This window comes from Lysobacter sp. OAE881, assembly GCF_040546665.1.
Lineage (GTDB): Bacteria > Pseudomonadota > Gammaproteobacteria > Xanthomonadales > Xanthomonadaceae > Lysobacter_J > Lysobacter_J soli.
Map to the genome: position 1 here is coordinate 600,540 of NZ_JBEPOG010000001.1, position 24,232 is coordinate 624,771.

A 24,232-nucleotide genomic window follows, 5' to 3' on the forward strand; every position below is an offset into this window, starting at 1 on the left:
ATGGGCGGCAAGACCCTGTTGCTGGCCGAGGACGAGATGTACGTCGCGATGACGTTGAGCGACCTGCTCACCGAAGCCGGTTACCGGGTCCTCACCGCCGCGCGGCTCGGCGATGCGATCGGTGTCGCCGAACGAGAGCGCATCGATTGCGCGATCCTCGACATCAACCTGCACGGCGAGCAGGTCTATCCGCTGTGCGACCGCCTGCGCGAAAGCGGCGTGCCGTTCTTCTTCACCTCCGCCTACGGCGCCGAGGGCCTGGCCGAGGATTACCGCGACGTCCCGATGGTGCCCAAGCCCTACACCTGCGACGAGGTGGTGGAGGCGATCGTGCGGCAGATGGATGGCGCTGCCGGCGAGACCCAAGGGCGTTGAGCCCTTCTTCCACCTGAAGAAGTGTTGGCGTGGCCCCTTTCCCACCGGGAAGAGCTCTGGTCTAGCCCCTCTCCCACCGGGAGAGGGGTTGGGGTGAGGGTCGGGGCGTGCGATGTGCTCGCACTTGCGACGCGCTCATCGATTGCCTTTCAAGAACGACAGCAAATGGATTCCAGCTTTCGCTGGAATGACGATGCTTTTGTTCGACGCTGGTGGAGTGCCTGTTCGCCGGCAATGGAGTGCCCATGCGCGGTGGGCCTGGGTCCCGGCCTTCGCCGGGATGACGGCTCCGGGGAGGCTGTCGGCCATCGGCGGGATGACGCCTTTACCCATCTCCTAGCGGGAGAGCGTTGGTTAGCCTCTCTTTCACGGGAGAGGCGTTGGTATAGCCCATCTCCAACGGGAGAAGCGCTGGTGCAGCCCCTCTCCCACCGGGAGAGGGGTTGGGGTGAGGGTCGGGGCGTGCGATGTGCTGGCACTTGCGATGCTTGATTGCCTTTCAAGAGCAACAGCAAAAACTGGATTCCAGCTTTTGCTGGAATGACGATGCTTCTGTTCGCCGGGGGAGGAGTGCCCGTTCGCCGGCAGTGCCCATGCGCGGTGGGCCTGGATCCCGGCCTTCGCCGGGATGACGGCTTCGGGGAGGCTGTTTTGGGGAGGGGGTGGCTGCCTGCCATTGTTGCCCCACAAGCAACACCCGATGTCCGCACCCGAACCTACCGGCCATCTGCCAACGGCCGCACCATCGCAGCCGGATGGCAGCCGAAGCGCGCGCCGGAGGACTCCGCAATGAAGATCGTCGTCGCAGGCGGAACCGGGCTGGTCGGGACGCGGCTGGTCACGCGGCTGCGCGAGCGCGGGCACGACGTCGTGTCGGCCTCTCGACGCACAGGTGTCAACGTCGTCACGGGCGAAGGACTCGACGCCGCGCTCAAGGGCGCCAGCATCGTCATCGACGTCACCAACGCGCCATCGTTCGACGAACCCGACGTCACGGAGTTCTTCCGCGCCGCCACGCGCAACCTGCTCGACGCGGGCGAACGCGCCGGCATCGCGCACCATGTCGCGCTGTCGGTCGTCGGAACCTCAAGGCTGCAGACCAGTGCGTACTTCCGCGCGAAGCAGGTGCAGGAAGACCTCGTGCGCGCGACGCGCGTGCCGCACACGCTCGTGCAGGCGACGCAGTTCTTCGAGTTCATGGCCAGCATCATTCCGCGCGAGGACGACCGCGATCCGGTGCATCTGTCCAACGGCCTCGTCGAACCCGTCGCGGCCGACGACGTCGCCGCGCAGCTGGTGGATATCGCGGTTTCGCCGCCGTCAGCGGCGACGATCGAGATCGCCGGGCCCGATACGTATCGTCTGAACGAACTGGTGCAATGGGTGATGTACAGCTACCAGGACGACCGGCCCGTCATCGCCGATCCCACCGCGTCGTACTACGGCGGCCTGCTGGACGACCGTACGCTGACGCCCGGGCCGGGTGCGCGCATCGCGCCGACGCATTTCCGCGACTGGCTGAGCGAACTGCAGGCATCGAAGATCGACATTCCGCACGTGCATCATCCCGATCCCATCGCGCGCCGGCGCTAGCGATCCTTCGCGTCGACCGTCGCCGCGATCCGCGCGAGCATCCAGCCGTGGAAAGGATTGCTGCCCAGGCGACTGAGCACGTCCTGCGACACCACCAGCGCATTGCGTTCGCCGCGCACCGCCACGGCACCGAGTCGGAGTCCGCCCTGTCCCTGCGGGTGCATGCCGTACAGCGGATCGTCGTCGGCGAAGGGCAGTGCGACGTGCGACAGCGAATACACCTCGGCCGGGTACGCCATGCCGATGGGCTGCGCGGTGATGGCGCCGGCGCGCGCCGGCCGTGATCGCGCGAGCACGGCCGCGTCGTCCTGCGAGGTCACGCCGAGCACGGTCAGCGTGTAGTCGCGCGGGCGCTGCAGCGCGTCGCGCGTCCAGTTCGTCGCGGCGGGGCGCAGCATCGGCGCCATCACGCGGCTGCGGTTCACGTCGAACAGCACCAGCTCGCTGCCGTTGTCGGGCAGCACGTCGAACAGGCGCGTCATCACGGCGCGCGCGGAGACGGTGTCGTCGACGACCGACTGGAACGCGAGGATCGGCGGCAGCTGCGCGATGCGGTTCTGCCGCGTGACGGTGTCCAGCGAGCGTTGCAGGTCAGCTGTCACCAGGTACGACTCGCGCGCGGCGCGCACGGGGAAGGAGTTGTACTTGAACGGGTTGTACTCGGGCATCAGGTCCAGCCACGCGGATTTCGCGTAACGGCTGAAGAACGCCGGCACGCCCGCCAGGCCCGCGTATCGCGCGAAGCGGTTGACCTCGATCATCGGCGAGAGCAGCACGATGCGATCGACGTCGCTGCGCTGGCCGCGTTCGATCCAGCGCATCTCGTGCAGCAGCGCGAGCGCGGCGCCGTTCGAATAGCCCACGAGGTGGATCGGCAGTGCATCGCCCGCGCGACGCTGCGCCTCGCGCATCGCCATGTCGGTGACGGCGTTCCATTCCGCGCGGCCTTCGCGCGTGAGTCCGGCGGGCACGGTGCCGTGGCCCGGCATGCGCGGCACGAGCACCACGAAACCGTGCTCGCGATACAGCGCCGCGAGGCTGCGCATGCTGTACGGCGAATCCGTCAAACCGTGCAGCATCACCGCGACGCCGCGCGGCTTGCGTTCGGGTTCGAACACGAACGAGCGGTTCCAGTCGCGATCGAACCGCAACGGCGAGGTGATGCTCTCGTCGTAATAGCGGTTGAGCGGCGTGTGGTCGGACGGGTCGAGCTGCGCGCGCAGCTTGCGATGCACCTGGTCGAACATCGCCGTTTCGGACTGAACCCAGGCGCGCCAGTCCATCTTCGCGATGGCGGCGGCGTCGGGCTCCTCGGGCACGATGGTCTGCCACGGGCGCAGCGGTGGACCCTGCGTCGACAGGTACGCGCGGATGGCGATGAGCGCGACGACCAGCAGCACGATGCCCAGCAGCAGCCGGCGCGCGAACGTGCCCAGGCCGCTGAGCGAACGGCGGATCAGATGCGTCAGGCCCTGCGCATGCGCGGGATCGTCGTCGTTGTCCTCGACGCCGGGATGCTCGCGGTTCTCGTCTTCGGGCAAGGCCATGGCGGGCTCCCGCGTCGCGGATGCGCCGCATGGTGCGGCGGCGAGCCGCTCCGATCAAGTCGATCGATCAGATCGTGGGCTTCAAGGCGCGGGCGCGAGGCTGTAGACGTGCGCGCGTACCTGCGATCCGTCGTCCAGTCGCGCGGTCGTGATCACGCGGATGTAACCCTCGCCTTCGAAATCGTCCAGCCGTTCCCAGTGCGCCGGCAGTTCCGCGGAAGTGAATACCAGGCCGGCGACGTCATCGCCCTCCAAGTCGAGCACGAGCCCGGGAAAGCCCATCGCCGCGCCCCAGCCTTCGGCGTGCAGCGTTCCGCGCACGGTGGCCGGGCGCCATTGCCCTGGGATGTCGGCGAGTACGTGCGCGTTGGCGCGGCCGGGAGCGAGGCTGCCGTAGACGAAGAGGTGCGTGGTCATGCGCGAAGCGTAGCGCGTCGTGCGCGCGCCACGCTTCACGCCGCCGCGCCAATCACTTCAGCGGAGGAACCGTCTGCTGGTACGTGCCGACGCGTTCGCCCTTCGCGATCACATGGCCCTTCGCGGCCGACAGCACCTGGTCGCGATCCGCGCCCGGGGGCAGGTCGAGCACCGTGTCCAGTGCAAGGATCTGGAAGTGGTAGTGATGCGGCGGATCGCCCACCGGCGGGCGCGGGCCGTAGTAGCCGACTGAGCCGCGGCTGGTCCGGCCCTGCATCATTCCGTCCGGCTTGGTGAGGCGCATCTGCTCCTGCAGGCCTTCTGGCAGCGACGTCACGTCGCCCGGGATGTTCCAGGCGACCCAGTGCACGAACGGCGTGATCGGCTTCGCGTCGGGGTCTTCCATGATGATCGCGTACGACTTCGCGCCCGGCACCGCGGTCCACGACAGCGCCGGCGACACACCGTCCTTGTATTCGCTGTGCTTGGGCGGAATCGGACCGTTCGCCGGAATCGTTGGCGATTCGACGGTGAGCGCACCCTTCGCGGCCGTTTCCTTGCGCTGCATCGCGATCGGCACGCCGACGCCCTTGGCCGCCTGCGTCTTCATCGGGCCGGCCGGCGGCGACAGCGGCTTCACCGCGCCGTTGCCGTCACGACTGGCGAGGCGATAGATCACGCCGTTGACGTCGTCGCCGACGAGCAGCGCGCCGTCTTTCGCCACCGCGACGCCGACCGGCCGACCGAAGTGCTGCTGGCCATCACCGACGAGGAAGCCTGAGAGGATCGGCTCCATCGACTGCGGCTTGCCGTTGGCGAAATGCACGCGCACCACCTCGTAGCCCGACGGCTTTGCGCGATTCCACGAACCGCGCATGGCGATGAAGGCATCGTTCGCGTAGTCGGCCGGCACCGCACCGCCACCGGGATGGAACGCCATCTGCATCGGCGCCGCGTGCGCGGTGTAGCCCAGGCTCATCGGCACGCTGATCGCCGCCCACTGCTCGCGCGTGATCCCGCCCGGCGGCGGCGCGCTTTGCGGATTGAGCTCGCCCTTGCCGTACACGTGAGGCCAGCCGTACTGCTTGCCGAGTTCGATCCGGTTGAATTCCTCCGGCTGCTGCTCGTCGCCGAGCAGGTCGATGCCGTGGTCGGCGCCCCACAGCTCGCCCGTCTGCGGATGCCAGCCGAAACCAATGGTGTTGCGCAAACCACTGGCGAAGATCGTGCGCGACTTGCCGTCGGGCGACATGCGCAGCAGCGTCGCGTGTTCGGGATTGGTCTCGTTGCATGCATTGCAGGTCGAACCGACGCTGACGTACAGCATGCCGTCCGGGCCGAAGGCGAGGGTGCGATTGGGATGCTGGCCGCCGTCGGGCAGGTCGCCCACGAGCAGCGTTTCCTCGCCGAGCGTGCCATCGGGGTTGATCGGCGCGACGAAGATCTCCTTCACCGTCGCCATGTACAGCTTGCCGTCGTGGATCGCCAGGCCGTGCACGCTGGGGCGCGTGGCGACGATGGTCGGTTCGCCATCGGCGGCGCCGTCGCCGTTGGCGTCGCGCAGCATCAGCACATCTCCCTGTTCGCGACGGCTCACGTACACGGTGCCGTCGGGCGCGACGACGAGGATGCGCGCGTTTTTCAGGCCGCTCGCGAAGGGTTTCACTTCCAGTCCGTCGGCGGCCTTCAGGCTGGCGATGCGGTCGGGCGTCGCGTCGACCTTCGCCGGTCGCAGGATGTTGGCTTCGTTGCGGCGCGTTTCCGTCTTCTCGTCCTGGGCGAAGGCGGGAGTGGCAAGCGTGCTCATCAGTGCAAGGCAGGCCAGCGATGTCGCTCGCGTCGATCGTGTTCCGTTCATCGTTGTGCTCATGGAATGGCCATCTCGACGCACGAAGGTAAAAGCGGGCGCGTGGGCAAACCGTCCACGCAACGCGATGATCACGTCGTCGTCATCGCGCGATGCACGTTTCACGAATCCGTGCATGCGAGTGCGTTTCCATCGAACACGACGCCGCCTCGCACACGGAGTGACACCTCATGAAGCGCACGATGAGCCGCATCCACGTAGTGCTGTTCCTGCTGGGCATCGCGATGGCGATGCCGGGTTGCGATCGCCGCGAAAGCGATGGCAATTCCACGACGCCGCCAGCGGCGGGCGATGCGTCCGAACCGGTGCAGTCCGAGCAGCCCGCCGCGCCGGCGCCGGTAGCGGCGAGCAACGATTCCACGGCGCCGGGCGCGGCGAATCCGCCGCCGGAAACCACGCCGTCGGACACTTCGCCCCAATCGCCGCAGCAGGACGATCCATCCCGCCGCTAGGCCGTCGACGCCGCCACGGCGCGCTTGCGGGGGCGTCTTCACGCCCCCATCGTGGAGGGACCGGACGAGACCGTCCCCATCGACGAGGCAGAGGACCGACATGAGCGCCCGTACCGAAACCGCACTGCTGGCCGGTGGCTGCTTCTGGGGCATGCAGGAGCTGATCCGCGCGATGCCCGGCGTGGTGTCCACGCGCGTGGGCTACAGCGGCGGCGACGTGCCCAACGCCACGTATCGCAACCACGGCACGCACGCCGAGGCGATCGAGATCGTGTTCGATCCGGACAAGCTGAGTTATCGCGAGATCCTGGAGTTCTTCTTCCAGATCCACGATCCCAGCACGAAGAACCGCCAGGGCAACGACATCGGCACCAGCTACCGCTCGGCGATCTTCTATACGAACGACGAGCAGAAGCGCGTGGCCGAGGACACCATCGCCGACGTCGATGCGTCGGGTTTGTGGCCGGGCAAGGTGGTGACCGAAGTGTCGCCGGCCGGCCCGTTCTGGCAGGCCGAACCCGAACACCAGGACTACCTGCAGCATTACCCCACCGGCTACACCTGCCACTTCGTGCGGCCCGACTGGAAGCTGCCGCGCCGGGCCTGACCGGCGCGTCGATGCAGGGCGCGTGAAGCGCGGCCCCGTTCGCGCGCGGCCACCGATCCCCGGCTAGACTCGCCGCACGACCACGGCTGGGGAGAACGGTGTATGGCTGCATCGGTTTTCGGGCGTCGCGCGCAACTGGGCGCGATCGGTTTGACCGCCTTCGCGCTGACGGCGATGGCATCGGGGATGGCATTCGCGCAGGCGCCTGATCGCGCCGCGATCCAGGCGCAGGTGACCAAGCGGCACGACACGGCGGTGAAGGCGTTGCGGGACTGGATCGCCTTGCCGTCCATCGCCGCGGAGGATCGCAACGCGAAGCAGGGCGCCGAATACATGGCGAAACTCGCGCGCGAGGCCGGTTTCCAGAAGGTCGAGATCGTCGACACCGGCGGCAAGCCGGGCGTGTTCGCCACGCTCGACGCCGGCGCGCCGACCACCGTCGGCGTGTACTACATGTACGACGTGAAGCAGTTCGATCCGGCCGAATGGTCGTCGCCGCCGCTGGAAGCGCGCATCGTCGACAAGCCGGGGCTCGGCAAGGCGATCGTCGGCCGCGGCGCGGCCAACCAGAAGGGCCCGGAAATGGCCTTCCTCACCGCGCTGCACGCCATCCGCGACGCGAAGCAGAAGATGCCGGTGAACCTCGTGCTCGTCGCCGAGGGCGAGGAGGAAATCGGTTCGCCCAACATCGCCAAGCTGGTGCTGCGCCCCGACGTGCAGGCCGCGCTGAAGAAGAGCATCGGCGTGTTCATGCCGATGGGCCTGCAGGATCCCGATGGCGCGGTGACGGTGAACCTCGGCGCGAAGGGCGTGGTCGAGCTGGAACTGGTGGCCGACGGCAACGCATGGGGACGCGGTCCGTCGAAGGACGTGCATTCCTCGCTCAAGGCGATGGTCGACAGCCCCGCATGGCGGCTGGTGAAGGCGCTGGACACGCTGGTGTCGGAAGACGGCAACACCATCACCGTCGACGGCTTCCCGAAGCCGACGCCGCTCACCGCGACCGAACGCGCGCAGATCGCCAAGTCCGTCGCCGCGCGCGACGAAGCCACTGCGCGCAAAGCGCTTGGCGTACCGCACTGGATCGACGACCTGTCGTGGGAAAAGGCGAACGAGCGCCTGGTCTCGCAGCCGACGATCAACATCGAAGGCCTCGTCGGCGGCTACACCGGCCCCGGCGGCAAGACGATCCTGCCGTACCGCGCGGTCGCGAAGATCGACATGCGCCTGGTCCCGCCGATGACGCGCGACGGCGCGGTCGAAGCGCTCAAGGCGCACTTGAAGAAGCGCGGTTACGGCGACATCGCCGTGAACGTGAGCGGCGGCTACGACCCGACCACGACCGATGCGGATTCGAAGCTGATCCAGGCGCAGATCAACGTGCTGCGTCGTAACAACATCGAGCCGCTGCTGTGGCCCCGCCTGGCCGGCTCGTACCCGGGCTTCGTGTTCACCCAGCCACCGCTGTCGCTGCCGTCGGGCCACTTCGGCCTCGGCCACGGCGGCGGCGCGCACGCGCCGGACGAGTTCTACCTCATCCAGTCCACCAACCCGAAGGTGCAGGGCTTCGACGGCGCGGTGATGTCGTACGTGGATTACCTGTACGAGCTGGGCGCCTCGGGCGGGAGTTCGGCTGCGGCGAAGTGAGGTCCTTCAGCCCCTCTCCCGCCGGGAGAGGGGTTGGGGGTGAGAAGGTGCTGCTTGCGAACCACTGGTTCGCGCGCCTTCGAACGCCCGAACGCCGCGCGTTCCGGCTGGGGAGGGGCGGGACGTGCGATGCCTTCCTGATGCTCAAACCTTCAGGCCGTCATCCCGGCGAAAGCCGGGATCCAGGCCGATCACGCTGGTTCTTGCGTCACGTCCGCGTTCGGATTGACTGCCAGCCTGGGTCCCGGCATTCGCCGGGATGACGACTCGGGGAAGGCGCGGCGTGAGCCCGCTTTGCCTCAACTGGCGCCCCGCACGCCGCACCCCGCCAGCCCCCGCAAACCCCACCAAAGTCACGCGACAGCCCCGTCGCGCGCCGTTAGCCTCGGGCGTTCCATTCCCGTCGGAACCACCCATGAAGTTCTCGTCCCTGAGCCTCGCCCTCGCGCTCGGCCTGGCATCCACCGCCTCCTTCGCCGCCGGCAATCCGGCCGGCAAGCCCGAGCTCGGCGATTTCGGCGTCGACCTCAGCGCCCGCGACCTGTCGGTCAAGCCCGGCGACGACTTCAACCGCTACGTCAGCGGCACGTGGTTGAAGAGCTACCAGCTCAAGGATTACGAGACCTCCTTCGGTTCGTTCAACGCGCTGCGCGACCGCTCCGAGGAGCAGGTGCACGGGCTGATCGAAGAGCTGCACGCGAAGGGCGGCATCGCGCCGGGCAGCAACGACCAGAAGGTGCGCGACTTCTACGCCAGCTACATGGATCGCGACGCTCGCGACGCCAAGGGCATCAAGCCGCTGCAGCCGGTGCTGGGGCGCATTGGTGCGATCAAGTCGAAGGGCGATCTGATCAACGCCTTCGCCAATGCCGACCTCGACGCCAGCGCCTCGCCGGTGCGCCTGGGCGTCGACCTGGACCGCAAGAATCCCGATGCGTACCTGGTGAGCCTCAACGTCGGCGGCCTCGGCCTGCCCGACAAGGACTACTACACCAATCCCGACGCGCGCTTCGTCAAGATCCGCGAGGCCTACGTCGCGCACATCGCGCGCATGCTCACCTTCGCCGGCGCGAAGGATGCGCAGACGCGAGCGCAGAAGGTGCTTGAGCTCGAAACCGCGCTCGCCAAGCCGCAGTGGGAGCGCGCCAAGCGCCGCGATCGCGACAAGACCTACAACGTCTCCACCTTCGCCGATCTGCAGAAGCAGTTCCCGTCGTACAACTTCGCCGCGCACCTCAAGGCGCAGCAGATGCCGCAGCCCGACCGCGTCAACGTCGTCACGCCCGATGCCGTGCAGCCCGTGCTCGACGTGATCGCCGCCACGCCGCTTCCGGTATGGCGCGATTACCTCGCCTTCCACGCCGTCGACGGCAACGCCGAACTGCTGAGCCGCGAGATCGACAACGCCTCCTTCGAATTCAACGGCAAGGTGCTCGCCGGCCAGAAGGCGCAGAAGGACGACTGGAAGCGCGCGGTGGCGATCGTCGGCGCGAAGGACGGCGGCCTCGGCGATGCCGTCGGCGAGCTGTATGTCGCGAAGTACTTCAAGCCCGAGTCCAAGGTCGCGATGGACAAGCTGGTGGAAAACCTGCGCGCCGCACTGCGCCAGAACATCCAGCAGCTGGACTGGATGGGCGAGTCGACCAAGGCCGAGGCGTACCGCAAGCTGTCCACGTTCCGCCCGAAGATCGGCTATCCGGAAAAGTGGACCGACTATTCCAGCGTCACCATCGTGCCGGATGACCTGGTCGCCAACGCGATCCAGATGCGCCGCTTCGAACGCAACGACGAAAACCGCCGCGTCGGCCAGAAGACCGATCGCGACGAATGGCGCATGACGCCGCAGACCGTCAACGCCTACTACAACTCGACGTTCAACGAGATCGTGTTCCCCGCCGCCATCCTGCAGCCGCCGTTCTTCGACGTGCATGCCGACGCAGCGGTGAACTACGGCGGCATCGGTGCGGTGATCGGCCACGAGATGGGCCACGGCTTCGACGACCAGGGCAGCAAGTCCGATGCCGACGGCGTGCAGCGCAACTGGTGGACCGACGCCGACCGCGCGCGCTTCGACGAACGCACCAAGGCACTCGGCGCGCAGTACGACAGCTACTGCCCGCTGGAAGGCCAGTGCGTGAACGGCGCGCTGACGATGGGCGAGAACATCGGCGACCTCGGCGGCATCTCGATGGCCTACACCGCCTACAAGCTGAGCCTGGACGGCAAGCCCGCGCCGAAGATCGACGGCCTGACCGGCGACCAGCGCTTCTTCCTCGCGTTCGGCCAGATCTGGAAGGGCAAGTACCGCGACGAATCGCTGCTCAACCTGATCAAGACCAACCCGCATTCGCCGGGCATGTACCGCGCGAACGGTCCGGTGCGCAACTTCGATCCGTGGTACCAGGCCTTCGACGTGAAGCCGGGCGACGCGCTGTACCTGCCGCCGGAGAAGCGCGTGCGTATCTGGTAATCATCGACACCCGTTGATGCGGAACGGCGCGGCGGAGCGATTCCGCCGCGCCGTTCTGCGTTTCAGGCGCCGAGGTCCGGTTCCGGCGGAGGACGCTCGCGAGTGCCGCGCGTCACCAGGCGCAACTGCCGCAGCGGCCCCTTCCACGGCAGCACGAATCGCCGATAGAAGAACGACAGCACGCGGCGCGGCCACGGCACACGTCGCGCGAGGCCTTCCTCGATCGTGTAGACGCACGGTGCGCACAGGCCGCACGGCTTGCCACGCACCGGACGATGGCAGAACCACGTCATCTCCATGATGCCGTCCCAGCCGGCCGCGCGCGATTCGCGTTCGATCCCGCGCTTGTCGACGCGGAACAACGGAAAGCCGAACGCGCCGAACAACGTGTGCTCCGGTGTTCCGATGCGCGCCGGATCCACGCGCACGCTACGGAAGCCTGCCGGGTGGTCGACTTCGACGACGAAACCGCGGAGCAGCGCCTGCACCTTGTCGTCCACGTGCACGCCCAGTTCCATGCCGTCGAGCGTGTGGCCGCGGCAGAACGCCGGCAGCCACGCATATTGGCTTCCGATGAACGAACGACGGCGGATCTTCGACAGCGCGGTGGCGATATCGTCGTCCACCACGATGTCCGCGACGGCGGCGCGCCGTAGCGGCTGCAGCAGTTCGCGCGTATGCGGGAACTCCTCGTTCAGGCGCTGCGCGATACGCGCCATCGTGTCGATCTCGGTATCGGTCGATGGACGCGTGCGATCTTCCAGGTAATAGGGAATCACGCGCGCGTGATCGCGCAACAGCAGCTGCAACAGGCGGAACGTGGAATCCCAGCCGCCGGTCCAGAGCAGCTTCACGCTTCGCGCGTCCTCGTGCAGGTCATCGTTGACGCGCGTGCTGCGCATGCGGCGCGGTTCCTCTTCGCGATGCAGGGAGACAGGACAAGCGTTGTAGCAGTCGTGCATGAAGGATGCATCGCTGTCGTCGGCAGGCTCGCATGCGCTTCGTAAAGGTAGATGAATACTGGCTGTTCGAAGAACAACATGAATGCGCGATCGCGTGAAGCGCGTCTTCGCAAACGTGAGCGCAATCGCGAAATTCCCCGCAATTCCAGTGAAAACGAGAGGTCGTGGTCAAAAGGGAGTGAACCTTGCCATGATTCCTGCGGGGTATGCTCCAGCCGCACTCGATGTTCGTCATCGACGAGTTCGCTTCCCTCCACGCGCAGCGCATGCAATGCGTGCAACGCGCCTCTACCGGACCGGATGCATGTCCCTGGAAAACAGTCTGAGCCCGCTGACCACGCCCTCCTTTCCTGTCGCGATGCATCGCGGCGAATGGGACAGGGACAGTTTCTGGACGTTCGCGGACGCTGCCAAGGAAGCTACCGAAGCGCTTGCGGCGCAGAAGATGAAGGCGCTGGAGAACATGCCGGTCGAGGCGCTGCGCGAGTTCTGCACGCAGTACCGCTTCTTCACCATCGAATACATCAGCGATCTCGCGCTGCTGCTCGCCAAGCTCCCGTTCGGCGGCCTGCGCAGCCTGTTGAGCCAGATCCTCTCCGAAGAACTCGGTGAAGGCGACGCCTCGCGCGCGCATCCGGAGATCTACGATCGCTTCCTCGTCAGCATCGGCGTGCCACGCGACCGGCTGGATCGCGGCTTGCCGGAAAACCGCCGCATCCTCGGCGCGCTCACGCAGGAAATGGCGCAGCGCGATCCGGCCTTCGGCGTCGGCCTGCGCGGCATGGGCGGCGAGTGCCTGTGCCAGACCTACCTGTCGGTGATGTTCGACCACCTGCGCGTGCATCCGTACATGCAGGAGAACGCCGACCGCATCGACTGGGAGTTCTGGACGATCCACACCGGCGAGGAAGACATCGTCCACGGCGAACTCACGCGTGCGGCGATCGACCGCTATATCCAGGACGAACCGGGCGCACTGCCGGATCTCGCACAAGGTTACGAGCGCAGCATCACGGCATGGAACCGCTTCTGGCAGAACATCTTCGACGCGTGCGCGCCGCAGCGGAGTGCCGTTTCGTGAGCGAGGCGCCGCGCAAGATCACGCAGTTCCACCTCGCGTTCCCCGTGCGCGACCTCGATGAGGCGCGCCACTTCTACGGCGAGGTCATCGGTTGCCCGCAGGGCCGCACCGACGTGTCGTACCAGGATTTCGATTTCTTCGGCCACCACCTGGTGGCGCACATCGCGCCCGATGGCGCGCCGCTGCAGACCGGCCGTTTCGACGGCGAAGCGGTGCCGGTGCCGCATTTCGGCATGAACCTCGACCGCCAGTCGTGGGAGACGCTCGCCCAGCGCGTGAAGACCGCCGGTGTGCAGTTCGCCGAGGAGCCGCACTTGCGCCTGAAGGGCAAGCCCGGCCAGCATGTGACGATGTTCTTCTTCGATCCGTCGGGCAATGCGCTGGAATTCAAGTCGTTCGACGATCCGGAGCAGACCTTCATTCCCTGAGTCCACTGAAGGCGATCGCCATGCGTGAGGCTTCCCTGCAAGGCGCCGGCGAAGCCGCGCCCTCGACCGCGCGTCGCGACGACCGCGCGCACGTGCTGCATTCGTGGTCGCCCATCGACACGTTGAACCCCACCGTCGTCACCGGCGCGTCGGGTTCGCATTTCTGGGACGAGGAAGGCTGGCGCTACATCGACCTGTCCAGCCAGCTCGTCAACGTCAACGTCGGCCACCAGCATCCCCGGCTGGTCGCCGCGATCCAGGCGCAGGCCGCGACGCTGTGCACCATCGCGCCGTACCACGCGAACGCGGCGACAAGCGAAGCGGCGCGGCTGATCGCCGAAGTGGCGCCGGGCGATCTCAACCGCGTGTTCTTCACCAATGGTGGCGCCGAGGCCATCGAGAACGCGATGCGCATGGCGCGCCTGCACACCGGGCGCCACAAGGTGCTGACGATGTACCGCAGCTACCACGGCGCCACGGCCGGCGCGATCACGGCCTCGGGCGATCCGCGGCGCTGGCCAGCCGAGCCGGGCATGCCGGGCATCGCGCGCTTCTGGGGACCGTATCCGTACCGCTCCGCGTTCCATGCGCGCGACGAACGCGAGGAATGCGAGCGCGCGCTCGCGCACCTGGCCGACACGATCGCGGTGGAAGGGCCGCACACCATCGCCGCGATCCTGATGGAAAGCGTTGTCGGCGGTAACGGCATCCTCGTGCCGCCGGACGGCTACCTGCAGGGCGTGCGCGCGCTGTGCGACGCGCACGGCATCGTGATGATCGCCGACGAGGTGATGGCCGGTTTCGGCCGCTGCGGAGAGTGGTTCGCGATCGACCGGTGGAACGTCGTGCCCGACCTGATCACCTTCGCCAAGGGCGTGAACTGCGGCTACGTGCCGCTGGGCGGCGTGATCATCTCCGACGCCATCGCCGCGAGTTTCGCCAAGCGCGCGTATCCGGGCGGCCTTACCTACGCGGGCCATCCGCTGGCGTGCGCGGCGGCCGTGGCGTGCATCGGCATCTATCGCGAGGAAAGCCTGATCGAACGCGCGCGTGCGCTCGGCGACACGATCATCGGCCCCGAACTGCGCGCGATGCAGGCGCGGCATCCGTCCATCGGCGATGTGCGCGGGCTCGGCGCGTTCTGGGCGATCGAACTCGTGCGCGATCGCGATACGCGCGAGGCGCTGGTGCCGTTCAACGCAAGTGGCGATGCCAATGCGCCGATGATGCAGTTCGCCGCCGAGTGCAAGCGCCTGGGCGCGTGGCCGCTGGTGATGGGCAATCGCCTGCACGTCGTGCCCCCGCTCAACATCGAGGAAGGCACGCTGCGCGAAGGGCTCGCCATCGTCGACGAAGCGCTCGCGGTGGCGGACCGCTTCACCGCGAACTGACGGCCTTGCCGATCCGGCCGGGCTTGATCGACGTCAGCCCGGCGAGCCCCGTGCGCCCGTACAATGCGCCGCGATGCGCAACCCCGCCCTCCATCGACGGATGACCCTGCTGGCGCTCGGCGCCATGCTGCTGCTCCTGTCGTTGCCGACGGTTGGGCGCGTGCTGTCGGCGTCGTCGGCCGATTCGCAGGGCGCATGGGCGCAGATGTGCACCATGGCGGGGCTGAAGCTCGTGAAGCTCGCCCCGGCCGGTGACGCCGGTTCGCTTGAGACGCCCGCGCCGAAACACGCTCTGCCCGGCGAGGATTGCGCCTACTGCCCGGTGCTCGCCGGCCTGGCGATGCTGCTGGTGTGGACGCTGTTCGCAGCGCCGCCCGCAATGCGCCGCGCGTTGCCGCCGTGGCGACAGGCGCCGCTGCGCGCGTTCACGCATCCCAGTGGCCTGGGCTCACGCGGCCCGCCGATCGCCCTCTAGAAACCACGACACCTTCCTGCCGCGCGTGCACTTCGCGCGCGCGTTCGTGCTTTCCGGAGTTTTCCCGATGTCGATCCTTTCGTTCGCGATGCCGCGCGCATCGCGGCTGGCCGTTGCCGTGTGCGCGGCGTTCGTTCCCGCTCTTCCAGTCTTCGCCGATCCGGCGCTTCCTTCGACCACGCTCGATGCCATCGAAGTGCACGGCGTCCGGCCCGAACTCGTCAGCGCGCCTTCGCTGCAACAGGCGCGCGCGCGGCTGGACGAACGCGCCGGCGGTGCCGCGCTCGTCGATGCCGATGCGTATCGCGATGGCCGCGTCAGCACGCTCACCGATGCGCTCGGTTACGCGCCGGGCGTGTTCGTGCAATCGCGCTTCGGCGCGGAGGAGGCGCGCCTGTCGATCCGCGGCTCCGGCGTGCAGCGCACCTTCCACGGCCGCGGCATCGAAGTCCTGCAGGACGGCGTGCCGTTGAACCTCGCCGACGGCGCCTTCGACATGCAGGCGATCGAACCGCTCGCCGCGCGCTACATCGAAGTCTGGCGTGGCGCGAACGCACTCGAATACGGCGCGGCCACGTTGGGCGGGGCGATCGATTTCGTTTCGCCAACCGGTTTCGATGCGTCGATGATCGATGCACGCGTGGAGGCCGGCAGCTTCGGCTACACGCGCGAGCAGGTCGCCGTGGCGGGCGCATCCGATCGAGCCGACGGGTACGTCAGCCTCACTGGCCTGCAGCAGGACGGCTATCGCGCGCATTCGCGGCAGGAGAACTACCGCCTGTTCGGCAACGCGGGCTATCGCTTCAGCGACACGCTCGACGGACGCGTGTACCTCACGCACGTCGATACGCGTTCGGAACTGCCGGGCAACCTCACGCTCGCGCAGTCGAAGGCCGACCCGCGCGCCGCCAACGCGGGCAACATCGCGCTCGACCAGCGCCGCGATTACACGCTCGACCGCATCGCCGGACGATTGGGCTGGACGCCGTCCGAAGGCCGCACGCTCGTCGTCTCGGCGTGGCTGTCGGACAAGTCGCTGCACCATCCGATCTACCAGGTGCTCGACCAGAACAGCCGCGACGTGGGCATCGACGCGCGCTGGCGTGACGAAGGCGAACTTGCCGGGCATCGCAACGTGCTCATCGCCGGCGTGGCATACATGCGCGGCGACATCGACGACGACCGCTTCGTCAACGTTGCAGGGCACGCAGGCGACCGCACCAACCGCTTCGATCAGCGCGCCACCAACGCGAAGGCCTATGTCGAGAACCAGACGTGGCTCGATGCGCGCTGGGTGGTGTCGCTGGGTGCGCAGGGACTGCATTCGACGCGGCGCTCGCGCGACGGCTACATCACGGGCGGGCGCGACGAGAGCTTCGACGTCCACTATTCCGGCGTGAGTCCGAAGCTCGGCGTGCGGTATGTCCTCGACGACACCGCGCAACTGTTCGCGAACGTCAGCCGCAGCCTGGAACCGCCGAGCTTCGGCGAACTCACCGGCGGTCCTGGCGTCACGCAGGTGGACGAGCAGAAGGCGACGACGGCGGAAATCGGCGTGCGAGTGCAGCGCGAAGCGCTGTCGCTCGATGCCGCGCTGTACCGTGCGCGTGTCGATGGCGAATTGCTCGCGCTGACCGACGGCAACGGCAATCCGCTGGGCACGATCAACGCCGATCGCACGCTGCACCAGGGGCTGGAACTCGGCCTCGGCTGGCGCATGGCGCCGCAGTGGCTGTTCTCGGCGAAGTACCTGTGGAACGACTTCCGCTTCCAGCACGATGCGGTGTACGGCGACAACGAACTCGCCGGCATCCCGCCGCAGCAGCTGCGCGCATCGCTGCGGTGGTCGCCGGGCGAGGGCTTCTACGTCGCGCCCAACGTGGAATGGGTGCCGCAGGACTATTACGTCGACCACGCCAACACGTTCCGCGCGCCGGGCTACACGCTGGTCGGCCTGCGCATGGGCGGGCGCGTCGCGTCGAACTTGTCGTGGTTCGTCGATGCGCGCAACCTCGCCGACCGCCGCTGGATATCAAGCACGAACGTCGTCGCCGACGCGCGCGGCCAGGATCAGGCGAACTTCATGCCGGGCGACGGACGCTCGGTGTACGTCGGACTGGAGTGGGCGATGCAGTGATCGTTGCCGATCGCGTCGGTTCGTGACCGCGGCACTCGACGGCAGGGCGAATCGCACCCACGATGTCGCCCTCGCCGAAGCGGCCGCTTCGGGTTGCCTTTGCGAAACAGGAGTCCGCATGCCCCGCAGTGTCCTCACGCTCGTGCTCGCCGCCGTCCTCGGCATCGCGGCACCCGCCGTCGCCGCCGAATGGCCCGATGGCCTCCGCGCCATGATCGACCGGCAGACGATGGAGGAAGTCCGCCGGAACCCGGAGCTCCGCACGCTGCTTGGCATGTCCGGCGACGGTATCGACCTGTCGGGCCAGCTGACCGACGTGGGCCTCCCGCGCCGGGCCGAGCTTCGTGCGCGCATGCAGCGCAACCTCGATGAGGTGATGCGCGTCGATCCCGCCAGGCTCACCGGGCAGGATCGCTGGAACTACGGCCTGGTCGTGTGGTTCTACCGCACGCAGATCGACCTGCTGAAGCCCGACTGGGCGCCGGCGTGGATGCCCGCAGGCGCGTCGACCTACGCGGTGGACCAGCTCTTCAGCATTCCGGTTTCGCTGCCCGGGTTCCTCGAGAACCAGCACGCGGTGCGCGATGAGGCGGGCGCCGTGTCGTACGTGTCGCGCCTGCATGCGGTGGCGACGAAGATCGACCAGGTGCGCGCAAACTTCGACCTGCAGGCGGAGCAGGGCGTGCTGCCGCCGCAGACGGCGATGGAAGGCGCGGCGTCGCAGATCCGCATGCTGGTCTCGCGCGATCCGGCGCAGAGCCCGCTGGTGACCTCGTTCGAACGCAAGCTCGCCGCGGTGAAGGCGCTTCCGGCGAAGCGTCGCGATGAACTCCTCGCGCAGGCCGTCGAAGCCGTGCGCGTCGACGCGAATCCCGCCTATGCGCGCCTGCTTGCGCGGCTCGACGAGGAAATCGCGAAGAAGCCGGGCGACCACGGCGTGTGGGCGTTGCCGGACGGCAAGGCCTTCTACGACGCCTCGCTGCGCTGGAACACCAGCACCAACCTCGACGCCGATCGCATCCACCAGATTGGCGTGGACGAAGTGGCGCGCATCGAACGCGAGATGGACGCGCGGCTTCGCGCACAGGGCCGCAGCGAAGGCAGCGTCGGCGAGCGCATGTCCGCGCTGGTGACCGACCCTGCCTTCCAGTACGACGACACCGAGGCGGGACACGCGGAACTGATCGCCGACATCCGCCGCAACCTCGCGAAGCTCGATCCGCATGTGCCCGAGTACTTCGGTCGCAAGCCGCCGCAGCCGCTCGACGTTCGTGCGGTGCCGATGGAAGCCGAGGCGAACGCGCCGGGCGCGTACTACATCCAGCCGGCGATGGACGGCTCGCGGCCGGGCATCTTCTTCGTCAACTTCGGCAACCTGAAGGCGAACACGCGCTGGAGCCTGCCGACGCTGACCTACCACGAGGGCTCGCCGGGCCATCATTTCCAGATCTCCATCGCGCAGACGCTGACCGACCTGCCGATGCTGCGTCGCAGCCTCAACCCGAGCGCCTTCACCGAAGGCTGGGCGCTGTACGCCGAGCAGCTCGCCTCCGAGATGGGCCTCTACAAGGACGATCCGTGGGGCGACCTCGGCCGCCTGCGCGCGGAACTGTTCCGCTCCGTGCGGCTGGTCGTCGACACCGGCCTGCACCGCAAGCGCTGGACGCCGCAGCAGGCGATCGATTACATGCGCGCGCACACCGGCATGCCGGAATCGGAAGTGCGCTCGGAAGTCTTCCGCTACCTCGTGCAGCCGGGGCAGGCGTGCTCGTACAAGATCGGCCACCTGAAGTTCGTCGAGCTGCGCGAACGCGCGCGCACCGCGCTGGGCGACCGCTTCGACATCCGCGCCTTCCACGACCTCGTGCTCGGCAACGGCGCGGTGCCGCTGGCGGTGCTGGAAGCGTCGGTGGACGACTGGATCGCGACGCAGCGCAGGTAACGCACCGCCCCGAAAGCGTGAACAAGCGCGGCCTCGACACATGGCCGCGCCTCGGCGCGCGATGCGTCGAATTCCCCTAGACTCCCGCCTGGAACACCGGAGTGCGTGCGATGCGTCGATTCACGGGCTGGCTGTGTGCGTTGCTGTGGCTGTCGATCGCGGCCGCGCCGGCCTTCGCGCAGACCAAAACGGTCATCGAGGCGCCCACGGCGACGCCCGATGCGCCGAAGGCGCCGGTGGCGATCCCGGTCGCCGACATCCCGCTGCGCGCCGATTCGGACGAGCGCTTCGCCGAGGCGATCATCCTGCGCGCGAGCGAGGAGGATCCGACCGAGCATCTCGCGCCGGAACTCGATGCCATCGCGAAGTCCGTCGACGAGAAGGCGAAGATGTTCCGCGCCGCCGAGCTGCGCGAGCTGCCGGTGATGCGGCTGGAGAGTTTCGAGCGGCACTGGAAGTTCGACGCTCGTCGTTTCGCGCGCTGGCAGGAAAACATGCGCACGGCGATGGCGCCGTACGCGCAGAGTGCGTCCCAGCTATCGCAACGTCGCGCCGACTGGGAAGCGACACAGGTCGTCGCGCGTGGCGGCAACATGCCGGCGGCGCTGTCCAGTCGCGTGGATGCGCTGGTCGCGCAGATGAAGGAAGCCGAACAGGCGCTGTCGAAGCCGCTCGCGCGGCAGATCGCGCTCGGCCGCCGCGCGAACCTGGTGGATGCACGCATCCAGGTCGGCCTTCGCTCGGTGTCGGAGGCGATCGAGTTCATCGACAGCCGCCTCATCCGCCTCGACTCGCCGCCGCTATGGCGCGCACAGCAGGCCGACAGCGATCCGAGCGATGCGATGACGTCGATCAAGAACGGCATCGGCATCGAGGCGCGCTTCCTCACCGAATATACGGCCTCCGATTTCGGCAACCAGCGGGCGCTGCACGTGCTGCAGGTCCTGCTCCTGCCGGTGCTGTTGCTGCTGTCGTGGCGCGCACGGCGTGCGCGTCGCGAGGCGATGAAGGCGGGTGCCGAACCTGAGCCGATCGATGCGACCACGCGCGTGCTGCAGCGGCCGATCTCGTCGTGGCTGCTGCTGTCGATGATGGGCGTGCTGGCCTTCGAGCCCGATGCGCCGCTGCTGGCGCACCAGTTCGCGATGCTGGTCGCGCTCGTGCCCGTGCTGCGCCTGCTGCCGCCGCAGAGCGAGCGGCTGCTCGGCCACTGGCCTTACGTCGCCACGGCGCTGTACCTGCTCGAACGCATCGCCTTCTTCTTCCTCGCCAACGCGCTGGTGTACCGCTGGTACCACCTGGTGCTGGCGACGCTGGCGCTGCTGCTCACGCTGGGCCTGCTGTGGCGCGCGCGCCGGCAGCAGCATTCGGGGCTGGAAGGCCGCTACGGGCGCGCCGTGCACATCGCCGCATGGGTGAGCGTGGCGGTGTTGCTGGTGTCGATCGTCTCCAACGTGGTCGGCAACGTGTCGCTGGCGGAGATGCTCAACAGCGCCGTCATCGACAGCGGCTACTTCGGCCTGGTGCTTTTCGCGGGCATGACGGTCGCGGTCGCGCTGCTGCATCTGCTGTTCGCACGCGGTGGCGACGCGCGCCTGCGCGTGGTGCGCGAACACGCCACGCCGTTGCTGACGCTCATCGTGCGCCTGCTGACCCTGGCCGCGGTGATCGGCTGGGTCGTGTTCACGATGAACCGCTTCCGCGTGTTCCGGCCGGTGTACGCGTTCTTCGAGACGATCCTCACGCACACGCTGCAGATCGGCGAGATCGCCATCAGCCTGGGCCACGTGCTGGTGTTCTTCGTGTCGATCTACGTCGCGTTCTGGGCGGCGAAGGCGACGCGCTACCTGCTGCAGGAGGAAGTGCTCACGCGCATGTCCCTGCCGCGCGGCGTGGGCAACTCGGTCGCGTCGCTCACCTACTACGCGGTGCTACTGATCGGCGCGCTGGTCGCGCTGACGGCGGCGGGCTTCAAGATGACCCAACTGGCGTTCATCTTCGGCGCGCTCGGCGTGGGCATCGGTTTCGGCCTGCAGAACGTGGTGAACAACTTCGTCTCGGGCCTGATCCTGATGTTCGAGCGGCCGATCCAGCCGGGCGACGTGGTCGAAATCACCGGCACGTCCGGCCGCGTGCGCGAGATCGGCATGCGCGCCACGACCATCAAGACCTTCGACGGCGCCGACGTCGTGGTGCCCAATGGCACGCTGCTGTCGGAGAAGCTGACCAACTGGACGCTGCTGGACCGCAACCGCCGGCTCGACATCGACATCGGCGTGGCCTACGGCTCCGATCCCGCGCAACTGACCGCGCTGTTGCAGAAGACGGCGCTGCAGACGACGGGCATCGTGTCGAACCCCGAGCCGGCGGTGCTGTTCCTGGGCTTCGGCGCGAGTGCGCTGAACTTCGGCCTGCGCGCGTGGACGTACGACTACGACAACTCCGCGTCGATCCGAAGCGACCTGGTCACGCGCATCTACGCGGCGTTGAACGAGGCGGGCATCGAAATGCCGTTCCCGCAGCAGGACATCCATCTGCGTTCGGTGTCGGAGGAAGCGGGCGAGGTGCTGCGTCGGCGCAGCGAGGCGCGTAATGCCGGTGGTGGTGCCAAGGACAAGGGCGAAGAGGCGGGCGGCTGAGCGCGCCTGGGTCTGGGCGCGTCATTCGTTGATTCGAAACGCGGGAAGTGAGGAGTGCATCGCGACCCCTCGTCGTCATCCCCGCGAACGCGGGGATCCAGCGCCTTCAGCCGGACGCGTTCGGTTGTAAGAGAAGTCGCTGGATTCCCGCATTCGCGGGAATGACGGGCAACAGGGGGGCGGCGGCGAGGCCACTAGGACCAGCGCGCCCCGAAGCGGCGTCATCCACACCCACCCACACCGTTCAGTCCGCACGCCCTCCCGTCACCCCGGTTTCGTTGTACTGGCATCGGGCCCGTCGCGTGCGGATCGATGCGGAACAACGAACACATCAGCGCCGACAGCAAGGCGTCGCCCGCACTGTCCGGGCTCATGCTCGCCGCGCTGGGCGTGGTGTTCGGCGATCTCGCGACCAGTCCGCTGTACTCGCTGCAGGAGGCCTTCGGTTCGCATGGCGTGCGGCCGACGCCGGCCAACGTGCTCGGCGTCGTGTCGCTTGCGTTCTGGGCGCTCGTGGGCGTGGTGTCGCTCAAGTACGTGCTGCTGATCATGCGCGCGGACAACAAGGGCGAGGGCGGGATCATGGCGTTGCTGGCGCTGGCGCGTTCGTCGCTGATGGAGCGGCCGCGACGGCGGCATTGGGTCGTACTCGCCGGCCTTACCGGCGCCGCGATGTTCTTCGGCGACAGCGTGATCACGCCGGCGGTATCGGTGCTGTCGGCGGTGGAAGGGTTGGAGATCGCGGCGCCGGCGCTGGCGCCGTGGGTGTTGCCGCTGAGCATCGCGATCGTCGTCGGCCTGTTCGCGCTGCAACGGTTCGGCAGTGCGCGCGTCGGCGGATGGTTCGGTCCGGTGATGCTGTCGTGGCTGCTTGCCGCCGGTGTGCTCGGCTTCTTTGCGATGCTGCGGCAGCCGCAGATCCTGTCGGCAATGAACCCGCTGCATGCGTGGTCGTTCTTCGCGCGCAACGGCTTCGCCGGGTTCACGACGCTGGGCGCGACCGTGCTGGTGCTGACGGGCGCCGAAGCGCTGTACGCGGACCTGGGGCATTTCGGTGCGCGGCCGATCCGCCTGGCCTGGACGGCGATCGCGCTGCCGTGCCTGCTGCTGAGCTACTTCGGCCAGGGCGCGGTGCTGCTGGTCGATCCCACTGCGGCCACGCGTCCGTTCTATCGGACGGTGCCGCAATGGGCGCTGTTCCCGATGATCGGGCTCGCCACCGCGGCGACGGTGATCGCATCGCAGGCCGTCATCGCCGGCGCGTACTCGATGGTTCGCGCGTGCATCCAGCTCGGCTACCTGCCGCGCATGCGCGTGTTGCATACGTCCTCGCGCGTGCGCGGGCAGATCTACCTGCCACTGGTATCCGGGCTGCTGCTGTTGCTGGTGCTCGCCGCGATGCTGGGATTCCGCTCGTCCGGCGCGCTGGCCGCGGCGTTCGGCATCGCGGTGAGCGGCACGATGCTGACGACGACCATCCTGATCGTCGTGGTGATGCGACGCGTGTGGGGATGGGGATGGCCGGTCGTCGTGCCGCTGGGCCTGGCGATGCTGGCGGTCGACCTGGCGTTCTTCGGCGCGAACCTGATGAAGCTGCGCAGCGGCGGCTGGTTCCCGCTGCTGCTGGGGGCGCTTGCGCTGATAGTGATGACGACCTGGCGCCGCGGGCGCGAACTCCTCACGCAGCGCAACCGGCGCGACAGCCTGCCGCTGGGTCCTTGCCTGGTTTCCTTGCGCGATCACCCGCCGACGCGCGTGGCAGGCACGGCGCTGTTCCTGACGAACGATCCCGAGTACGCACCGCAGGCGCTGCTGCACAATCTCAAGCACAACCGCGTGCTGCACGAGCGCAATGCGTTGCTGACGGTGGAAATCCTGGACGAACCCTATGCACGCGAGCGCGTGCGCATCGACGCGCACGATGCGGACTTCCACCGCATCTGCGCACGCTTTGGCTTCGCGGAAACACCGGACGTGCCCGCCGCATTGGAAGCGTGCGGCGAGCAGGGACTCGACTTCGATCTGATGGAGACGACGTTCTTCACCAGTCGCGAGGACGTCATCGCGGGCGACCGCACCGGCATGGCGCTGTGGCGCGACCACCTGTTCGCTTTGCTCACGCGGAACGCGCTGCCCGCCACGTCGTTCTTCCAGATACCCGACAACCGGCTGATCGAGATCGGCCGGCGTGTCGCGATCTAG

General features: G+C 67.8%; 18 protein-coding genes. 14 read left to right on the plus strand and 4 right to left on the minus strand.

Annotation, left to right across the window (positions count from 1 at the left end; translation table 11 throughout):
• Both ABIE51_RS02720 and ABIE51_RS02725 read left to right on the plus strand, forming a co-directional pair.
• Nucleotides 1-375: a response regulator gene (locus ABIE51_RS02720; RefSeq protein WP_192632137.1), complete on the plus strand. Its 375-nt coding sequence runs from the start codon at nucleotides 1-3 to the stop codon at nucleotides 373-375.
• 789 nt (nucleotides 376-1,164) lie between these two features.
• Entirely contained in the window at nucleotides 1,165-1,968 is an 804-nt protein-coding gene (locus ABIE51_RS02725) for an SDR family oxidoreductase (RefSeq protein ID WP_192632138.1), read from the plus strand.
• Here ABIE51_RS02725 and ABIE51_RS02730 read toward each other — a convergent pair.
• The 3 genes from ABIE51_RS02730 to ABIE51_RS02740 all read right to left on the minus strand — a co-directional run bounded on the left by ABIE51_RS02730 (nucleotide 1,965) and on the right by ABIE51_RS02740 (nucleotide 5,739).
• Nucleotides 1,965-3,515 (minus strand): alpha/beta hydrolase, encoded by a 1,551-nt coding sequence (locus ABIE51_RS02730; protein ID WP_192632139.1) that lies wholly within the window; start codon nucleotides 3,513-3,515, stop codon nucleotides 1,965-1,967. The two genes, ABIE51_RS02725 and ABIE51_RS02730, sit on opposite strands and share 4 nt — an antisense overlap.
• 81 nt (nucleotides 3,516-3,596) lie before the next feature.
• Nucleotides 3,597-3,932, minus strand: coding sequence for a gamma-glutamylcyclotransferase family protein (locus tag ABIE51_RS02735; protein WP_192632140.1), 336 nt, complete (start codon nucleotides 3,930-3,932; stop codon nucleotides 3,597-3,599).
• A 52-nt stretch (nucleotides 3,933-3,984) separates the two neighbouring features.
• On the minus strand, nucleotides 3,985-5,739 hold the full coding sequence (locus ABIE51_RS02740; protein WP_192632585.1) for a YbhB/YbcL family Raf kinase inhibitor-like protein: 1,755 nt from the start codon (nucleotides 5,737-5,739) through the stop codon (nucleotides 3,985-3,987).
• Between the two features lie 230 nt (nucleotides 5,740-5,969).
• On the opposite strand from ABIE51_RS02740, the gene ABIE51_RS02745 reads away from it, so the two are divergent.
• The 4 genes from ABIE51_RS02745 to ABIE51_RS02760 all read left to right on the plus strand — a co-directional run bounded on the left by ABIE51_RS02745 (nucleotide 5,970) and on the right by ABIE51_RS02760 (nucleotide 10,975).
• On the plus strand, nucleotides 5,970-6,251 hold the full coding sequence (locus tag ABIE51_RS02745; protein WP_192632141.1) for a hypothetical protein: 282 nt from the start codon (nucleotides 5,970-5,972) through the stop codon (nucleotides 6,249-6,251).
• A gap of 100 nt (nucleotides 6,252-6,351) precedes the next feature.
• A complete protein-coding gene (msrA, locus tag ABIE51_RS02750) occupies nucleotides 6,352-6,858 on the plus strand; it encodes a peptide-methionine (S)-S-oxide reductase MsrA (RefSeq protein ID WP_115841101.1) in 507 nt (168 codons plus the stop codon).
• Between the two features lie 102 nt (nucleotides 6,859-6,960).
• Complete coding sequence (locus tag ABIE51_RS02755) at nucleotides 6,961-8,505, plus strand: M20/M25/M40 family metallo-hydrolase (protein ID WP_192632142.1); 1,545 nt, start codon at nucleotides 6,961-6,963, stop codon at nucleotides 8,503-8,505.
• 415 nt (nucleotides 8,506-8,920) lie between these two features.
• Complete coding sequence (locus ABIE51_RS02760; protein ID WP_192632143.1) at nucleotides 8,921-10,975, plus strand: M13 family metallopeptidase; 2,055 nt, start codon at nucleotides 8,921-8,923, stop codon at nucleotides 10,973-10,975.
• Nucleotides 10,976-11,037: 62 nt separating this feature from the next.
• Here the strand turns inward: ABIE51_RS02760 and ABIE51_RS02765 are convergent, their stop codons facing one another.
• The gene (locus tag ABIE51_RS02765; RefSeq protein WP_192632144.1) at nucleotides 11,038-11,877 is read right to left on the minus strand and encodes a hypothetical protein; all 840 of its coding nucleotides are present in this window, start codon (nucleotides 11,875-11,877) and stop codon (nucleotides 11,038-11,040) included.
• Between the two features lie 364 nt (nucleotides 11,878-12,241).
• Between ABIE51_RS02765 and ABIE51_RS02770 the strand changes: the two genes are divergently transcribed.
• From ABIE51_RS02770 to ABIE51_RS02805, 8 genes are all read left to right on the plus strand, one after another.
• The gene (locus tag ABIE51_RS02770; RefSeq protein ID WP_192632145.1) at nucleotides 12,242-13,018 is read left to right on the plus strand and encodes an iron-containing redox enzyme family protein; all 777 of its coding nucleotides are present in this window, start codon (nucleotides 12,242-12,244) and stop codon (nucleotides 13,016-13,018) included.
• The gene (locus ABIE51_RS02775; RefSeq protein ID WP_253336747.1) at nucleotides 13,015-13,446 is read left to right on the plus strand and encodes a VOC family protein; all 432 of its coding nucleotides are present in this window, start codon (nucleotides 13,015-13,017) and stop codon (nucleotides 13,444-13,446) included. The genes ABIE51_RS02770 and ABIE51_RS02775 overlap by 4 nt, the downstream gene beginning before the upstream one ends.
• Nucleotides 13,447-13,466: 20 nt before the next feature.
• Nucleotides 13,467-14,837 (plus strand): aspartate aminotransferase family protein, encoded by a 1,371-nt coding sequence (locus ABIE51_RS02780; RefSeq protein ID WP_192632147.1) that lies wholly within the window; start codon nucleotides 13,467-13,469, stop codon nucleotides 14,835-14,837.
• 100 nt (nucleotides 14,838-14,937) lie between these two features.
• Entirely contained in the window at nucleotides 14,938-15,312 is a 375-nt protein-coding gene (locus ABIE51_RS02785) for a DUF2946 family protein (protein WP_354503373.1), read from the plus strand.
• Between the two features lie 67 nt (nucleotides 15,313-15,379).
• On the plus strand, nucleotides 15,380-17,449 hold the full coding sequence (locus ABIE51_RS02790) for a TonB-dependent receptor family protein (protein WP_192632149.1): 2,070 nt from the start codon (nucleotides 15,380-15,382) through the stop codon (nucleotides 17,447-17,449).
• A gap of 118 nt (nucleotides 17,450-17,567) precedes the next feature.
• Entirely contained in the window at nucleotides 17,568-19,391 is a 1,824-nt protein-coding gene (locus ABIE51_RS02795; RefSeq protein WP_192632150.1) for a DUF885 domain-containing protein, read from the plus strand.
• Between the two features lie 110 nt (nucleotides 19,392-19,501).
• Nucleotides 19,502-22,030, plus strand: a complete 2,529-nt coding sequence (locus ABIE51_RS02800; protein ID WP_192632151.1) for a mechanosensitive ion channel family protein — start codon at nucleotides 19,502-19,504, stop codon at nucleotides 22,028-22,030.
• A gap of 312 nt (nucleotides 22,031-22,342) precedes the next feature.
• Complete coding sequence (locus tag ABIE51_RS02805) at nucleotides 22,343-24,232, plus strand: potassium transporter Kup (RefSeq protein ID WP_192632152.1); 1,890 nt, start codon at nucleotides 22,343-22,345, stop codon at nucleotides 24,230-24,232.